At 65.7% G+C, this 16,742-nt stretch carries 10 protein-coding genes and 1 pseudogene; 6 read left to right on the top strand and 5 right to left on the bottom strand.

Features of this window, described 5'->3' with window-relative positions:
• Positions 1 to 123 precede the first annotated feature (123 nt).
• The 5 genes from ASE00_RS20750 (at position 124) to ASE00_RS20730 (ending at position 12,886) form a co-directional block, all read left to right on the top strand.
• Positions 124 to 1,854 carry a ShlB/FhaC/HecB family hemolysin secretion/activation protein gene (locus ASE00_RS20750; RefSeq protein WP_235538778.1) on the top strand — a complete coding sequence of 577 codons (1,731 nt, stop codon included), beginning with the start codon at positions 124 to 126 and terminating at the stop codon, positions 1,852 to 1,854.
• A 1-nt stretch (position 1,855) separates the two neighbouring features.
• The gene (locus ASE00_RS20745) at positions 1,856 to 7,024 is read left to right on the top strand and encodes a beta strand repeat-containing protein (protein ID WP_056383647.1); all 5,169 of its coding nucleotides are present in this window, start codon (positions 1,856 to 1,858) and stop codon (positions 7,022 to 7,024) included.
• Positions 7,024 to 10,134 carry a CHAT domain-containing protein gene (locus ASE00_RS20740; RefSeq protein WP_082594880.1) on the top strand — a complete coding sequence of 1,037 codons (3,111 nt, stop codon included), beginning with the start codon at positions 7,024 to 7,026 and terminating at the stop codon, positions 10,132 to 10,134. Before ASE00_RS20745 ends, ASE00_RS20740 begins: the two co-directional genes overlap by 1 nt.
• 122 nt (positions 10,135 to 10,256) lie before the next feature.
• The gene (locus ASE00_RS20735) at positions 10,257 to 11,492 is read left to right on the top strand and encodes a putative DNA modification/repair radical SAM protein (protein ID WP_056383646.1); all 1,236 of its coding nucleotides are present in this window, start codon (positions 10,257 to 10,259) and stop codon (positions 11,490 to 11,492) included.
• Between the two features lie 17 nt (positions 11,493 to 11,509).
• Positions 11,510 to 12,886 carry a UdgX family uracil-DNA binding protein gene (locus ASE00_RS20730; RefSeq protein ID WP_056383645.1) on the top strand — a complete coding sequence of 459 codons (1,377 nt, stop codon included), beginning with the start codon at positions 11,510 to 11,512 and terminating at the stop codon, positions 12,884 to 12,886.
• Between the two features lie 67 nt (positions 12,887 to 12,953).
• On the opposite strand, the gene ASE00_RS23920 is transcribed toward ASE00_RS20730, so the two are convergent.
• Positions 12,954 to 13,127 carry a Thivi_2564 family membrane protein gene (locus tag ASE00_RS23920; RefSeq protein ID WP_200957981.1) on the bottom strand — a complete coding sequence of 58 codons (174 nt, stop codon included), beginning with the start codon at positions 13,125 to 13,127 and terminating at the stop codon, positions 12,954 to 12,956.
• A gap of 146 nt (positions 13,128 to 13,273) precedes the next feature.
• On the opposite strand from ASE00_RS23920, the gene ASE00_RS20725 reads away from it, so the two are divergent.
• Positions 13,274 to 14,452 carry an FAD-dependent oxidoreductase gene (locus ASE00_RS20725; RefSeq protein ID WP_056383644.1) on the top strand — a complete coding sequence of 393 codons (1,179 nt, stop codon included), beginning with the start codon at positions 13,274 to 13,276 and terminating at the stop codon, positions 14,450 to 14,452.
• 4 nt (positions 14,453 to 14,456) lie between these two features.
• On the opposite strand, the gene ASE00_RS20720 is transcribed toward ASE00_RS20725, so the two are convergent.
• The 4 genes and pseudogenes from ASE00_RS20720 to ASE00_RS20710 form a co-directional block, all read right to left on the bottom strand.
• Positions 14,457 to 14,948: a GAF domain-containing protein gene (locus ASE00_RS20720; protein WP_056383643.1), complete on the bottom strand. Its 492-nt coding sequence runs from the start codon at positions 14,946 to 14,948 to the stop codon at positions 14,457 to 14,459.
• 144 nt (positions 14,949 to 15,092) lie between these two features.
• Positions 15,093 to 15,479: pseudogene (locus ASE00_RS24530) on the bottom strand (electron transfer flavoprotein subunit alpha/FixB family protein); the annotation flags it as partial.
• Position 15,480: 1 nt separating this feature from the next.
• A partial coding sequence (locus tag ASE00_RS23645) for an electron transfer flavoprotein subunit alpha/FixB family protein (protein ID WP_156405538.1) occupies positions 15,481 to 16,166 on the bottom strand: 686 nt, incomplete at its 3' end.
• The coding region (locus ASE00_RS20710) for an electron transfer flavoprotein subunit beta/FixA family protein (protein WP_056383641.1) at positions 16,163 to 16,742 on the bottom strand (580 nt) is incomplete at its 5' end. The genes ASE00_RS20710 and ASE00_RS23645, both read right to left, overlap by 4 nt.

Here is a 16,742-nt window from a genome sequence, read left to right as displayed (position 1 = left end):
TGCAATAAGGCAATGACATTGCTGTCAAATCGGACTAGAGCGAAGCCAATGGCGGAGGGGTCCGTCGCATAGGGGCATTCGGGGGGAAATTTGCGCAGGACGCTTTTTTCGGCAGCTGCCGTTTTGGCGCTGTTTTTCGCAACCGCATCGAACAGCGTCTCAGCGCAGGTAGCGCCGCCGCCTGTAGCGAACGCGGCGCAGCTGGCCGCGCCGACTCGCGAGGAAATCGATCGGCGAACCCAGGAAGGCGCTCCCCGGTCGGCGCGGCTGACCGTCGATGGCGACATAGAGCGCGCGCCCTGCGCCCTGGACTCTCCCGCCTATGCCGACATCAAGGTCACCATCACCGAGGCGCAGTTCAACAATCTCCAGGGCGTGAGCGCCGAGGAGTTGAAGGCCAGCTATGCGTCTTTGCTTGGAGCCGACCGTCCGATCAGCACGATCTGCACGATCCGCGACGCCGCGGCGACTGCACTGCGCCGCAAGGGCTATCTCGCCGCGGTGCAGGTGCCCGTGCAGCGAATCGAGAATGGCGTCGTCAAATTCGAGGTGCTGTTCGCCAAGATCGTCGCGATCCGCGTGCGCGGCGATGCCGGTAAGGCGGAAGGACTGCTTGCCGGCTATCTGAAGCATCTGACTGAAGAAAAGGTGTTCAACCGCTTCGTAGCCGAACGCTATCTGCTGCTGTCGCGCGATCTGCCGGGTTACGAGGTACGTCTGGCGCTCAAGCCCGCCGGCACCGCGCCGGGCGAGCTGGTCGGTGAGGTCAGCGTCGTCCGCAGCCCGCTCGACATCAGCGCCAACCTTCAGAATTTCTCTTCGCACAGCTCGGGCCGCTGGACCGGGGCGCTCGCCGCCCAGGCCTATGGGCTGCTCGGCGGCGACCGGCTGACCGCATCGGTGTCGAGCACCGCCGATTTCAAGGAGCAGCAGGTCGTCCAGCTCGGCTATGACGCCAGGCTTGGCGGCGAGGGCCTGACCTGGAGCGGTAACTTCACCTATGCCTGGTCGAAGCCCGATATTGGCGCAGTGGCGGGCGCGGGTACCGAGCTGACGGCCCGGACGCTCTTTGCGACCGGCGAACTCCGCTATCCTGTAATTCGCAGCCAGTCTTTCAGCCTGCTGGGCGCCGCGGGTCTCGATTATCTAAACCAGACGGTGGAGCTGAAGCCCTTCGTTCCGTCGAAATTGTCGATCGATCATCTACGGGTCGCCTTTCTGCGCCTCGATATGGACGCCGCCGACATTTCAGAGCAGCACGCTCCGATGTGGCGCGCCTCGGGCTCGCTCGAGCTTCGCCAGGGGCTCGATATCCTCGGCACCGATACGGGCGCGCGGGGCCCCAGCCGGGCTGACGGCGATCAGACGTCGACGCTTATTCGGGGATCGGCGTCGATCGAGCTCAACATGGGTAAGGGCATGTGGCTGGTGGCCACCCCCCGTTTCCAATATGCTTTCGATCCGCTGTTCAGCTTCGAGGAAATCTCGGCTGGCAACTATTCCATCGGCCGCGGCTATGACCCTGGCGTGATAACTGGTGACAGCGGCATCGGCAGCGGTTTCGAATGGCGGCTGCCCCGCATCGTCCCCTTCCGTAACGCCAACCTCGCGCTCCTGCCGTTCACCTTCGTCGACGTTCTGTGGACGTGGAACAAGAACAACCCGCTTGACGGCGGACAGACCGACGGCGCCGTCGTCTCGGCAGGCGCGGGTGTTCGAGCCCAGCTCAACAACCGCTTCCGCATCGACGGCACCGTCGCGGTGCCGCTCCGCAAGGCCGGACTCCAGACCCGCAACCATGATCCCCGTTTCCTGCTATCCCTTTCCACCAAGCTCTGGCCCTGGGACAACTGATATGCGTAGCGTTCCTTCCGACATCTTCGCCGCCGAGCGGCGCCGGGTTAAGTCCAAATCCCGGACGATGACCTCGATGGCCGTGCTCGCGACGTTGCTCGCGATGCCGATGAAGGAGTCGCTCGCGGCGAACGGGGCCTTTGCCGGCACGCATGATACGCCGAGCGGCGTCAGTTTTTCGCAAAGCGAAATGACCGACACGATCACCATCAACGCCCCGACGGCGACGATAACCTGGACGCCAACCGATGACGCGGCCGGCGCTGGAGCGATCAACTTCCTGCCGACGGGCAGCACGGTCAATTTTGTCGGTGATAGCGGGCTGCAATCCTACACGGTGCTTAACCGGATTGTCCCGGGTGGCGATGCCGCAGGCCGGTCGGTGGCGCTTAACGGCACCATAACGTCGGATACGCGCGGCAACATCTGGTTCTACAGCCCTAACGGCCTGCTCGTCGGGGCAAATGCGCATATCGACGTCGGCGGTCTGCTGCTGACGACCGTCGATGGCGGGATCGCAGGCGTCAACCAATTCACGTCCAATGAAAATCTGAGCCTGTCTGGGGCCAAGGTCCGCGTCGACTCCACCGACGTCAAGGCGGGGAATTATGTCGCCATTATCGCGCCGGTGATTGAGCAGGGTGGCTCGATCACCTCGGACGGCAGCGTCGCCTATGTCGCCGCGCGCGCGGCGGAAATGACGGTTTCGAACGGCCTGTTCGATATCACCGTTCCCTTTCAGGACACGATGCCCGGCGGCGAGTCCATCGACTTTCTCGGCCAGGGCCAGACGACCGTAAATGTCCTGGGCGAGGGGCAGACACGCCGAATTTACCTGGTCGGCGTGCCGAAGAACAACGCGATGACGATGTTGCTCGGCGGCGCGACCCTAGGCTTCGCCGTGGCGCAGGGCGTGGAAATAACCGACACGGGAATAGTCCTGTCCGGTGGCCGCAACGTCAATGGCGAGGCCATCGAAGGTCCGGGCCGTTTTGCTACGTCCGATGGTGCCGGAACGGGCACCGTGACGGTGGAAGGCACGACATTTAACGCTCCGGTTTTCATCGGATCGAGCCAGGATCTGACAATTTCCGGCGGTACGTTCAACGCCGATGTGTTTGTTGAAGCCGATGGGCACATCGTGACGTTGGCTACGAATAGCGGCAACCTCACCTTCAACGAAAACGTAATGGTAGACGTTTCGAATTTCGGCACGGACGGCGATGGGTTTGGCGGCGACGTTGCCCTCTCCGCAACATCGGGCGTGCTGACCTTCGCCAAGTCTCTCGACATCGACGCCAGCGGCTACAGCTCGGCGGGAACCGGTTTTGGCGGTAACATAACGGTCACAGCCGCGGGTCAGGGCAGCGAGGTCAAATTCGCTACGCTCGGCGGTACTACCCAATTGAGCGTGAACGGTGGCGGCGACCATGGCGTCGCTGGCGATATTTCGTTCAACGCGTCGGCGGGCGGCACGATAAGCTTCCTGGACACGCTCAGCGCTTCAGCGGCGGGCTCAGGCAATCTCTATGACGGCACCGGCGGCATTATCGACGTCAACGCTTCCGGCACGAACAGTGCGGTGACGTTCGCTGGCAATGCAACGCTGAGTGCGCTCGGCTCTGGCGGAGATTATGCAGGAACGGGGCAAGGCGGCCTGATAAGGATCGGTGCATCGTCCGGTGGATCGGTTAATTATAGCGGCGGCTTTTTGTTGGCCAGCGCCACCGGTATCGGCGGCATCGGTGTCGAGGGCGACGGTGGGAACGGCTCGGGCGGCGTGATCCGCGTCACCGCCACCAATGGCATCATTTCCGGAACGGGCCAGCTGATCTTGAGCGCCGATTCGATTGGCGGTGACGGGCTGGGGGCCGGTGGGACCGGACAGGCCACGGCGCCCGATCCCGATCAGGAGTTCGATGGCCATGGCGCGATTTATGTCGATGCTTTGAACGGTGGAAGCATCGTTTCCGCAGGGGGCGCCACCTTGCAGGCGTTCGGTGCCGGCGGCCGGGGAGCGAACGGAGGCAATTCCGGCGACGGGCGCGGCGGTCTGGTCGCGCTCTCTTCCAATGGCGGGGGTACGATCGAGCTTCGCGGCACTACCACTGCCTATGCGGACGGGCAGATCAGGGATGACGACAGCGGACCTTCGATCGACTTTACACCGGGTGTCAGTGGCGGGACCGGCGGTGGTAACGGCCAGGGCGGGACCATAAGCCTTCTCGCCGGTGGCGACGGATCCACCCTCGAGATTTATAGTCTGAGCGCTTACGCCCGTGGAACCGGCGGTGCGCGTGGCGACGGTAGCGGCGGCACGGGCACAGGCGGCTTTTTCGATACGAATGTCGTAAACGCCGGCGCGGTCAATTTCCTAAATTATGATCAGCAAAGCCAGACGGGAAGCGGCTCCCTGCTCATAAACCTGACGGGCCGGGGCGGGGATTCGGGTTCGGGCATGGGCGGCGAAGGAAAAGGCGGCGAAGCCTTCCTCGGCACCGCAGTGGGTGGCGGAGCACTGCGTTTTGATGCCGCGACCATCACTGCCGATGGTTTTGGCGGGAGCAATACCACGGCGACGACGAACGGCGGTACAGGCACCGGCGGTAAGGTGGTCATCGAGGCGCGGCGTTCCGGTGGCTCCGTGACCGGTTCCACGGTGACTCTCAATGCCAACGGCACCGGCGGTACGGGCGGTGACGATGCGCAGGGCGGCACGGGCGTGGGCGGCCTCGCCAGTTTCAGCACGGGATTGCCCGATCGATCCGTCGAGGGCGGTGAGCTGACGATTTCGAACAAGGCCACTGCCAACGCGAACGGTAAAGGCGGCGACGGCGGCTATGGCGGCGCCGGCTATGGCGGCGCTCCCGGCGAAACCGGAACCTTCGGCGCTCTGGCCGATGCGTTCACGGGTGCGGCCAACTTCAACGGCTTCGGCCTTGAGCTGAACGCCAATGGCGAAGGCGGACAGGGCATCGCCTCAGACGTTTTCGGCGGCACCGGGGGTGACGGCCATGGCGGCTATGCAGAGTTCTATGCTTACAGCATTTCGAACTTTGCCGATACCTCCAGCACGGTGGGTGCCACTAATCTCGCAATCCACGTCAACGGCCTCGGCGGTAGCGGCAACACCGATCGTGCGCAGACATCGGGAGTGGATGGAGGTCGCGGTGGGGACGGTTTTGGCGGCACCATCTTTGTCGGCGCCGATGCCGGCACAGGGCATTTTCAGGTATCTGGCGCTGCCGGTCTCCAAGCCTATGCCGTCGGCGGAACCGGCGGCATCGGCACCAACGATATCGAGGAAATAGGCGATATAGATGGTGGCGACGGCGGCCAGGGCGGCAGCGCCGAGGGCGGCTTCATTCAGGCGGGCCTGTTCAGCGGCGATGCGACGGCAGGCACATCGGGACAGGTTCAGTTCGGCATCCTCGATCTCGATGTTCATGCGCGAGGCGGGCTCGGCGGCGAGGCGGCGGGCGGCAGCGGCAGCGGCATCAACGGCGTCGCCGGTTCGGGCGGCAATGCAATCGGCGGCTATGCGCGCATGGTGGCAGCCGGAGCATCCGTCGGAGTCAATAACCTGCTCAATGTCAACGCGCGGGCCGAAGCCGGCGGCAGCGGACTTGATGCGGATGCGGTCGCATCGGGCAGCGCTGGCTTCGCCCGCGGCGGTGTACTGGAAATCATCTCGGCCTATCGCGTTAATGGTTCGACGCCTGTCGAGGGCACCTTCGGATCATTCGTGATCGGCGACGGCAATGTCAGTCCGACGCCGGGCAGTCTCACGCTCTCGGCTGACGTATCGGGGATCGGTGCAGCCGGCGTCGGCACGCCCAATGTGAAGGCCGGCCGCTTCGAGATCCGGACAAATGGCGGCGATATCACGATCAATAATGCCTCGATACAGGCGTTTGGCGATCCGGTCCCCCTTCAGATGAACAGCGATGGAGATCCCATCTTCGGCACCGGTCCGTCGATCGTCGCCGCCAACAATGGCGATATCGCGTTCGGCAATTTCTATCTGACGACCGATCCCAATCCAACGGCGACGAACCTGGTCGTTTTCAGTACCATGGGCGGGAACACGCTCACTGCGGTCAACTGTTCGGTCAATGGAGAGAATTGTGTCGGGGTCGACACGGGCAACCAGTCGCCACCCCCGCCGCCGCCGCCGCCGCCCGAAGGGCCGCCGCCGCTGGTGTTCGACAGCAACCCGCCGCCCTCTGGCACGGTCGGCACCTCCTATTCCAATTACGTACCGGTGTCGGGTGGAACGAGCCCCTATACCTACACGATCGCCAGCGGCAGCCTGCCGCCGGGGTTGACGCTCAACGAGACGACCGGCGAGGTCAGCGGAACGCCGACGCAAGAGGGCTCCTACACATTTTCGGTGATGGTGACCGACAGCGAAGGTATGATGGCCTCGCAGGGCTATAGCTTCTCCATCAACCCGTCGCAGGTGAATCCGTCACCGCCGCCGCCGGTGTCACCGCCGCCGCCGATCTCACCGCCGCCACCGCCTCCAGTGTCGCCGCCACCGCCGCCTCCGGTCGATCCGGTGTCGCCACCGCCGCCGCCGCCGGTCGATCCGGTGTCGCCGCCGCCGCCGCCGGTGGACCCCGTGTCCCCGCCGCCGCCGCCGCCGGTCGACCCCGTGTCGCCGCCGCCGGTGATCGAGGATCCGGAGGTGGTCGAGACCGTGACGATGGAAACGACCAAGATCACGTCGAGCATCCAGGCATCGCTGACCGGCACCCGCGTGGCGGGCGGTAGCGTCGGCGGCGGCGGCAACGCCGGTGGCGGCGGTTCCGGGGGCGGCGGATCTTCCGGCGGTTCCGGCTCGGGCGGATCCGGCTCCGGCTCCGGCTCCGGGGATTCGGGCGCGGGGCCGGCCGCAGCCAGCTCCGCTGGCGGTGCCGACGATGGCGCGGGCACCGGTGCCGATGAAGGCGGCGACGACGACGGCAGCAACGAGGAGAGCGGCGGCAGCAGCGGCGGCTCGGGCAACGCGGTCGGCGGCGCTAACGTGCTGATCGACACCAGCCGCGTGGGCACCGGCCCGCAGCAGATCGACACACCGATCGCGGGCGGCGGCAACAGCAGCCTGTGGAGCGGCGCCGATGGGCTTGGTGATACGGGCGGCGACGGGCCGGGAGGGAATCAGTGATGCGGGGCAATGGTTTCGGAATTGGCGCGGCGCTGGTCGCCGCCGCCATGCTCGGCGCGCCGGTGGGCGCGCCGGCCGCGCCGCAGCCTGGCGGACTGTCGCTGCGCAACAGCTTCCGGATCGGCACCAGCGGCGTGCTCTGCACCGCGCAGAACCGCGCGGTCAGCCCGAACCTGGTCGACATGTTCGATCGCGGCTATCGCGTCGTCTGCCGCGACGCAGCCGCGCCAATCGGACGCCTGTTTGCGCTGCGCGCCGGCGCTGACGATCCGGTTGCGCGGGTCGCCAAGAATTCCGAGACGCCCGTCGACTGCGAAGCGCCCAAATCGGTGACGATCGGCGCGCTCGCCAATGTCCAGGCGCGCGACTGCGTCGATCCGACCAACCAGCTTTCCTACAAGAGCTACGCCTATAGCAAGGGCCGTGTCGTCTACATCGCCGACGGCCTTGGCGGTTATGACAGCGCGCTTCAGCTCGGCTTGCAGACGATCGTTGCCAACAGCGTGGTCAAGGGCGAGGTACAGGTGGCCAGCACATCGGCGGGCGACCCGGCGGCCTTTGCGCGCGTCCAGGCGGGCGCGCTCGACAGCGACAGCGCGCTGGCCGAGGCCTATGCGCGCAACAGCGATGGCGCCTATGCCGAGGCGGCCGAGTTCTTCGAGGCGCTCGTGGAGCGCGACGCCACCGGCCCGCAGGCCGGATCGCGGCGGCCCGAATATCTCGCCAACCAGGCACTGCAGGATTCCAATCAGGAGAACTTCGCTTCTGCCGACGCTTTGTTCGCGCGGGCGGCGACGCCCGCCGCGCTCGCCGACCCGGTGCTCGGCCGCAAGCTGCGCAACTATTATGCGATGCATTACCTGAACCAGAAGAAGGTGAAGGAGGCGGTCGCGGAGCTGGCCAAGCCGGTCGCCGATATCGAACAGATCAGCGTCGCCGATGCGAAATTGCGCAGCGGCGAAATCGACACCGACATCGCCGACAACCTCAATCGCGAAAGCGGTCAGGATAATAGCATCAGCGGCCTCGATGGCGGTCTCCAGCCGGTCGAATATGCGCAGTTTCTCGACGCTCAGGCGCTGTATCTGCGCGGCGTCGCCTATCGCATCAACAAGGATTTCACCAGCGCGCGCAGCAGCTTCGATCAGTCGATCGCGGCGGCGCAGGCGATCCGCGACGGCAAGCTCAACAGCGCGGTCGGCCTTCGCTCACAGGTCCAGTCCGAACTGGCTTTGATTGCTCAGGCCGAGGGCAATCCCGCCGAAGCCGAGCGGCTGCTCGCCGAATCGCTGCAGGCGGTCGAAATCCAGAATCCGAACACGGCGACCTCGCTCGCCGCCAAGGCGCGCTTCGCCGGTTTCCTCAGCCGCAACGGCCAGGGCGACCGCGCGATGACGATGTTCGGCGAGGTCATTGCCGCGTCGGAAAACGTGCCGGGCTCGATGTCGTCGATCCGCACGCTGCTGCGTCCCTATTTCCGCCTGCTGGCGGACCGCGCCGCGACCGATCCGGCAGCGGTCGCCCGCCTGTTCGCGGCAAGCCAGGTGATGCTGCGTCCCGGCATCGCCGCGACCCAGGCGCTGCTCGCCCGCGAACTGTCGGGCGGCGACGACGAGGCCGCGAGCCTGTTCCGCCAGTCGGTGACCCTGACCCGCTATATCTCGAAGGCCGATGGCGACATCGCCAAGCTGACCGCGGGCGGCACGGTGGCCGATCGCGCTGCGCTGGAAGAAGCACGCGGCCGCAAGGCGCGCTATGTGCGCGACCAGGTCGTCCTGCAGGGCAAGCTCGGCAAATTCCCCCGCTACAACGTGATCTCGCGCCAGACGATCGATCTTCCCGAGTTGCAGAAGGCGCTCAAGCCGGGCGATGGCTATTACAAGGTCACGCTCGTCGGGCAGGACGCCTATGCGATGTTCGTCAGCCCCGACGTGGCGCGCGCGTACAAGCTCGACATGACGACGAAGCAGCTCGAAGAGATCGTCGCCCAGATTCGTGATTCGGTGGTGAAGATCGAGAATGGCCAGGTCGCGACCTATCCGTTCGACGTCGTGCTGGCGCGCAAGCTCTATGTCACCCTGCTCGGGCCGGTCGACGCCGAACTCCACAAGGTGACCAACTTCATCTTCGAGCCCGATGGCCCGCTGCTTCAGCTGCCCGCCAACCTCCTGCCGATCGAGCAGGCGGGCGTGGACGCCTATCTGGCGCGGCTGAAGAAGCCCAATGCCGATGATTTCGATTTCCGCGGCATCGCCTGGCTGGGCCGCGACCGCGACGTCTCGACCGTGGTGAGCGCGCGTTCGTTCGTCGATGGCCGCGGCGTGGCGGCCTCGAAGGCGCACAAGGGCTATATCGGGCTGGGCGAGAATGCCCGCCCCGGGCTTAATCCCTTCTTCGTGCCGCCGCCGGCGATGAACGACAGCTGCGCCTGGCCGCTCAGCAACTGGAACAATCCGATCTCGTCGTCGGAGCTTTTCCTGGCCAGCGGCATCATCGGCAAGGATCAGTCAGCGCTGATCACCGGCGGTGATTTCTCCGACTCGACGATCCAGGCCCGGTCGGACCTCGCCGATTACCGAATCATCCACTTCGCGACGCATGGCCTCGTCACCGCACCGCGCCCCGAATGCCCGGCGCGGCCGGCGCTGCTGACCTCCTTCGGGGGTGGCACGTCGGATGGCCTGCTCTCGTTCAAGGAGATTTTCGACCTCAAGCTCGATGCCGACGTCGTGATCCTCTCCGCCTGCGACACCGCGGGCATGGCGACGGTGGGCGCGACCCGCGAGGCAGGTGTCACCACGGGCGGCAACTTCGCGCTCGACGGCCTGGTCCGCGCCTTCGTCGGCGCGGGTGCGCGGACGGTGATCGCCAGCCACTGGCCGGTGCCGGACGACTTCAACGCCACCAAGCGGCTGATCACCGGCCTGTTCACCGCACCGCCGGGCACCCCGATGGCGACGGGCATGCGCAAGGCGCAGATCGGCCTGATGGACGATCCAAATACCTCGCATCCCTATTATTGGTCTGCTTTCGCCATCGTCGGCGACGGCGAGCGGCCGCTGCTTCCGCCGTCGAGCGCGCCGGGCAGCACCGTGCAGTCGACCCGATAACAGCGATACACCCTCCCGGTATCTTGCTGCCGGGGGGGTCGTTCTTCCCGCCCTGTCATATGTCGCCATCGGTTCGTCGCAGAAGCGTAGACAGCGTTCCACGTGGAACATAAATAGAACGAATGGCGCAGCTCGACACGCGACAGAAGCTCGAAATCCTGGCCGACGCGGCCAAATATGATGCTTCCTGTGCATCGTCGGGAACGGCGAAGCGCAGCTCAGCGGGGCAGGCGAAGGGGATCGGATCGACCGAGGGCATGGGCATCTGCCATGCCTATGCGCCTGATGGCCGGTGCATTTCGCTGCTGAAGATATTGCTGACCAACAGCTGCATCTTCGACTGCCACTATTGCATCAACCGCAAGAGCTCGAACGTCCGCCGCGCCCGCTTCACGGCCCGCGAAGTCGTCGATCTCACGCTCGCCTTCTATCGCCGCAACTATATCGAGGGGCTGTTCCTCTCCTCGGGGATCATCCGCTCGTCCAATTATACGATGGAGCAGATCGTCGAAGTCGCCCGTTCGCTGCGCGAGGACCATCAGTTCCGCGGCTATATCCACCTGAAGACGATCCCCGATGCGGACCCCGAACTGATCGAGCTGGCGGGGCGGCACGCCGACCGTATCTCGATCAATGTCGAGCTGCCGACCGACGCCGGGCTGACGCGGCTCGCGCCCGAGAAATCCTCCGCGACGATCCGCGATGCGATGGCCGGGATGAAGCGCTCGATCGACGATGGCGGCGATGCGCGCCGCCGCTACAAGTCGGCACCGCGCTTCGCCCCCGCGGGTCAATCGACCCAGATGATCGTCGGCGCCGACGCCGCCAACGACCGCGACATCATGCGCACCGCAAGCGGTCTGTACGATCGTTTTGCGCTGCGCCGGGTCTATTATTCGGCATTCAGCCCGATTCCCGACGCCTCGGCGATCCTGCCGCTCCGCCGCCCGCCGCTGATGCGCGAGCATCGGCTATACCAGTCCGACTGGATGATGCGCTTCTACGGCTACAAGCCGGCCGAGGTCGCGGCGGCGACCGACGAGCAGGGGATGCTGCCGCTCGACATCGATCCCAAGCTCGCCTGGGCGCTGCAGGCGCGCGCGAACTTCCCCGTCGATATCAATCATGCTCCGCGCGAATGGCTGCTCCGCGTTCCCGGGCTGGGGGTGAAGGCGGTCGATGCAATCCTCGTCTCGCGCCGCTGGCGCAAGCTCAGCCTGGCCGATGTCGGACGGCTGTCGCGCTCGATCGCGAAGCTCAGGCCTTTCATCGTCACCAGCGACTGGCGGCCGACCGGCCTGATCGACCGGATCGACCTGAAGGCGCGGGTCACCGAGCAGCTGGAATTGTTCGGCTAAGCTGCTGCCGCAAACGCATGTACCGCGTCCCCCTCTCTCGGCCCGATGACATCGAAGGATGGCGAGCTAGCGCCCGTGCCGCCGCGCTGGCGGCTGTCGCGCCGGACGATATCGTCTGGACGGTCGAGGGGGAGACGGATGACCTGTTCGGCGGGGTGGCGGGCGATCCGCTGCCCGGGGCGGTGACGCCGCCCTTCTCGGTGCCGCGGCGCTTTCTCGATCTCGCCGAAAGCGTCGTCCTGCATCGGGATCCGCAGCGCTTCGGTCTGCTTTATGCGATGCTGTTGCGGCTGCGCGATCATCCGGAGGCGATCGACGACGAGGCCGACCCGCTGCGCCGTCGGCTCGATCTGCTGGCGAAGGAGGTCCGGCGCGACATCCACAAGATGCGCGCCTTCGTCCGCTTCCGCGAGGTCGATGGCGCCTATGTCGCCTGGTTCGAGCCGGCGCATCATATCGTCCGCGCCAATGCCGGTTTCTTCGTGCGCCGCTTCGCCACGATGCGATGGTCTATCCTGACGCCGGACCTGTCGATCCACTGGGACGGTGAGGCGTTGCGCGAGGGGCTTGGCGCGACCCGCGCCGACGCGCCGGAGGGCGACCCGGTCGAGGACCTGTGGAAGGGCTATTATGCTTCGATCTTCAATCCGGCGCGGTTGAAGACGGGGACGATGCTCAAGGAAATGCCGCGGCGTTATTGGGCCAACATGCCCGAAACCGCGTTGATACCCGAATTGATCGCGGGCGCACGGGCGCGCGAGACACGGATGGTGGACAGGATCGTGCCGAGAGAAGTCGACGCCGGCAATATGGCGAAATCGCTAGAGGCCTTGCGCGAGGAGGCCCGGCACTGCACCCGCTGCGGCCTTTATAAATGCGCGACCCAGACGGTGTTCGGCGAGGGGCCCGCCAATGCCGATATCATGGTGGTCGGCGAACAGCCGGGCGATCAGGAGGATCTGGCGGGCAGGCCCTTTATCGGCCCGGCAGGCCAGGTCTTCGACCGCGCCATGGCGGCGGCGGGCATCGATCGCTCGCGCGTCTACGTCACCAATGCGGTCAAGCATTTCAAGTTCGAGCCGCGCGGCAAGCGGCGGATCCACAGCAAGCCCAATGCCGGCGAGATCAGCGCCTGCCGCTGGTGGATCGATCAGGAGCGGGCGCTGGTGACGCCGAAGCGCACGATCATGCTCGGCACCACCGCGATCCATTCACTGATGGGCAAATCGCTGACCCTGAGTTCGCAGCGTGGACGCGAACTCATCCTGCCCGATGGCGGCGCGGCGCGGGCGACGATCCACCCGAGCTTCCTGCTGCGCATGCCCGACAAGAGCCGCGCCGAAGAGGAGTTCGCGATGTTCGTTGCGGACCTGAAGGCTGGGGTGGAAAGCTGATCCGCCCGGAAATAGCCGAGGCCCTCTCCGGCAAAGGGAATCCGGAGAGGGCGCGCGGGTAAAGGGATCAGATGCCGATGCCGCTCAACAGGCCGAAGGCCTGGAGCAGCCAGAGGATCACGACGATCACGACCACGGCGTTGAGGATGCTTTTGATCTTCCCGTCCATCGGGATGTAGTTGTTGACCAGCCACAGCAGCACGCCGACGATGATCAGGACGACTAGAACCTGGATGAGCATGGCTTCCTCCCTGGTTTGAAATCATGTTGTTTCCGTATCGGTCCGAACCCGGAACGGCCACGAAGGTTCCGTGGCGGGCTTGCAGCGGGGGCGGCGCTGTGCTGGATTGGGGAACGGGAGAGGCGTCACTTTCTGGGGGATGCCGCATGGATCGCCGTCATTTCATTCGCCATGGCGCGCTCGGGCTCGCCGCCGCGGGTCTGGCCCGGCCGGCTGCGCTGATTGCCCAGGCGGCGCCGGTCTTCGATCCGATCGGCGCGATCCTGCCGGTGCGGGCGCTGCCCGATCGCATCTTCCGGATCACGGTTTGTCTGCGGCCATTCCGCGCCAGCGGCCCGCGTCTCGACTCCGAACAGGTGGGACGCAAGCTGGTCGTCCATAATTATGGGCATGGCGGCAGCGGCTGGTCGCTGAGCTGGGGCTCGGCGGCGGTCGTGGTCGGCAAGGCGATGGCCGGCAGCCCGAAGGAGATAGCGGTCATCGGCGCAGGCGCCCTGGGCCTGACCGCTGCGATCACCGCGCAGCGCGCCGGGGCCAGGGTGACGATCTATGCGAAGGAGCGCTTCCCCGACGTCCGATCGGCGCGGGCGACCGGCAGCTGGACGCCCGATTCCCGGGTGGCGATGGCCAATGCGGTGGGCTCCGAATTCGCGCAGCTGTGGAGCAGCATGGCGCATGACAGCTATGCGATGTGGCAGAGCTATGTCGGATTGCCCGGCGACCCGGTCGAATGGACCGATCGCTATACGCTGTCCGATCTGCCGCCCGACGAAATGCGCGCGGCCTACCATGCGACCGAGGTGATGGGTTTCGCCCATTATGCCGATCGGATCGCCGACATTACGCCACGATCGCAGGTCTTCGAACCCGGACGGCATCCCTTCGCGACACGCTATGCGCTGCGCAACAGCCAGATGATGTTCAACGTCGCGAACCTCGCGCATATGCTGACCAACGACTTCCTGGCGGCGGGCGGGCGGATCGAGACCGCCGAGTTCCACCAGCCGTCTGACCTCGGCCGGCTGAAGGAGAAGGTGATCATCAACTGCACCGGCTATGGCGCACGGGCGTTGTTCCGCGACGAGAGCGTCGTGCCGGTGCGCGGCCAGATCGCCTGGCTGCTGCCGCAGGCCGGGTTGAACTATGGCCTGCTGTACAAGACGGTCAGTGTGCTCGGACGGCGCGATGGGATCGTGGTGCAGGATCTTGGCGTCGACGACCGCTTCGGTTTCGGTGACGCCAATGAGACGCCGGACCGTCCCGCCGCCGAAGCCTCGGTCCGCACCATCGCCGAACTGTTCACGGGCCCGGTCGCTACGGGATGACCGGTCAGTGCCGCGTTCCGGCCACCGCGCGTTCGTCGGCGTCGAGCTGGAGCGCGATCAACTGGGCGAACAGGTTGAAGGTGGTCACCGCGCTGCTGTTGGCGAGCTTGGCCGGGGCCATGTCTATTGCGAACAGCGTGCCGAAGAAGTCGCCATCGGTGCGTATGATCGGTACCGAGATATAGCTCTGAAAGCCGTAGCGCCGCGGTGTAGGATGATCGTGGAACAGCGGATCCTCGGCGACATGTTCGATTACTGTGGCCCGGCGGTGACCGCGTACCTCGTCGCAGATGGTGGTGGAGATGGGCAGTTCGTCACCCGGCGACAGGCCATAAACGATCTCGTCACGCACCGCGCAGGCGATCCAGTCTTCCTCGGTCACGCGGGCGATCGCCGCCAGGCCCATGCCGGTCACACGGCAGACGACCTCGAGAAGCGAAGGCACGGCGGCCATGCGCTGGATGGCGGCGACATCTTCGGCAAGGCTGTCGGTCATGGCCCGCCCCTGGTGCTGATCGGAACAGGCAGCGTAAATGCCCATTTCCGTTACGGCAACAACTGCGGAGTCTAATGGCTAAGTGCATGAAAAAGGGCGGGAGCCTTGCGGCCCCCGCCCTCATGTCGCGTCTTTCCGATTCGATCAGAGTTTGCCGGTGAGCTCTGGCACGACCTTGAAGAGGTCGCCGACGAGGCCGAGGTCTGCGACCTGGAAGATGGGTGCTTCCTCGTCCTTGTTGATCGCGATGATCGTCTTGGAGTCCTTCATGCCGGCGAGGTGCTGGATCGCACCCGATATGCCGACGGCGATATAGACTTCGGGGGCGACGATCTTGCCGGTCTGGCCGACCTGATAGTCGTTSGGCACATAGCCCGCRTCGACCGCGGCCCGGCTCGCGCCGACCGCCGCGCCGAGCTTGTCGGCGAGCGGCTCGATGATCTCGTGGAAGTTCTCGCCATTCTGCAGCGCGCGTCCGCCCGAGACGATCACAAGGCCGAATAGCTCTTCGAGCCGACGAGGCTGACCGGGNTCGACCGCGGCCCGGCTCGCGCCGACCGCCGCGCCGAGCTTGTCGGCGAGCGGCTCGATGATCTCGTGGAAGTTCTCGCCATTCTGCAGCGCGCGTCCGCCCGAGACGATCACCTTGGCCGAGGTCAGCTCGGGACGTTCGGACTTGCTGATCTCCGCTCCGACGAAGCTGGAGAGACCCGCGTCSCCCTTGCCCGASACCGCCTCGACGCTGCCCGAGCCACCCTCACGCGCCGCCTTCTCGAARGCAGTGGCGCGCACCGTGATCACCTTCTTCGCGTCSGACGACTGGACGGTCGCGCCCGCATAGGTCGGGCGGGTGAAGCTGTCTTCGCTCTCGACCGACAGGATCTCGGAGATCTGCATCACGTCGAGCAGGGCTGCGACGCGCGGCGCGATRTTCTTGCCGTTGGCGGTCGCRGGCGCGAGGAAGGCGTCGTGATGGCCCATCAGCTCGACGACGAGCGGCGCGACATTTTCCGGTAGCGCGTTGGCATAGGCCGCGTCGTCGGCGACATGGACCTTGCCTACGCCCGCGATCTTGGCGGCGGCATCGGCGACGCCGCCGACGCCCTGGCCCGCGACAAGCAGATGGACTTCGCCCAGCTTCGCGGCGGCGGTGACGGTGGAGAGGGTCGCGTCCTTGACCGCGCCGCCCTCATGCTCAACCCAGACGAGCGTCTTCATGCCGCGACTCCCATCGCCTTGAGTTTCGCCACCAGTTCGTCGACATCGGCGACCTTGATGCCCGCCGACCGCTTCGGCGGCTCTTCGACCTTGAGGGTCTTGAGGCGCGGCGTGACGTCGACGCCGTAATCGGCAGGGGTCTTCTGCGCGAGCGGCTTCGACTTCGCCTTCATGATGTTCGGCAGCGACGCATAGCGCGGTTCGTTCAGCCGCAGGTCGGTGGTGACGATCGCCGGGGTCTTGAGACTCACCGTCTCGAGGCCGCCATCGACTTCGCGGGTCACCTTGACGCTGTCACCCTCGACCTCGACCTTCGAGGCGAAGGTGCCCTGCGGGCGGCCGGTCAACGCCGCGAGCATCTGGCCGGTCTGGTTGCTGTCGTCGTCGATCGCCTGCTTGCCGAGGATGACGAGGCCGGGGGCCTCCTCCTCGACGATCTTGGCCAGCAGCTTGGCGACGCCGAGCGGCTCGACCTCGGTCTCGCTGACGATCAGGATCGCGCGGTCCGCACCCATCGCCAGCGCCGTGCGCAGCGTCTCCTGCGCCTTCTGCTCGCCGATCGATACCGCGACGATC

This window comes from Sphingomonas sp. Root710 (genome assembly GCF_001429065.1).
In the GTDB taxonomy this organism is placed as follows: domain Bacteria; phylum Pseudomonadota; class Alphaproteobacteria; order Sphingomonadales; family Sphingomonadaceae; genus Rhizorhabdus.
This window is presented reverse-complemented; position numbering and strand designations above follow the sequence as displayed.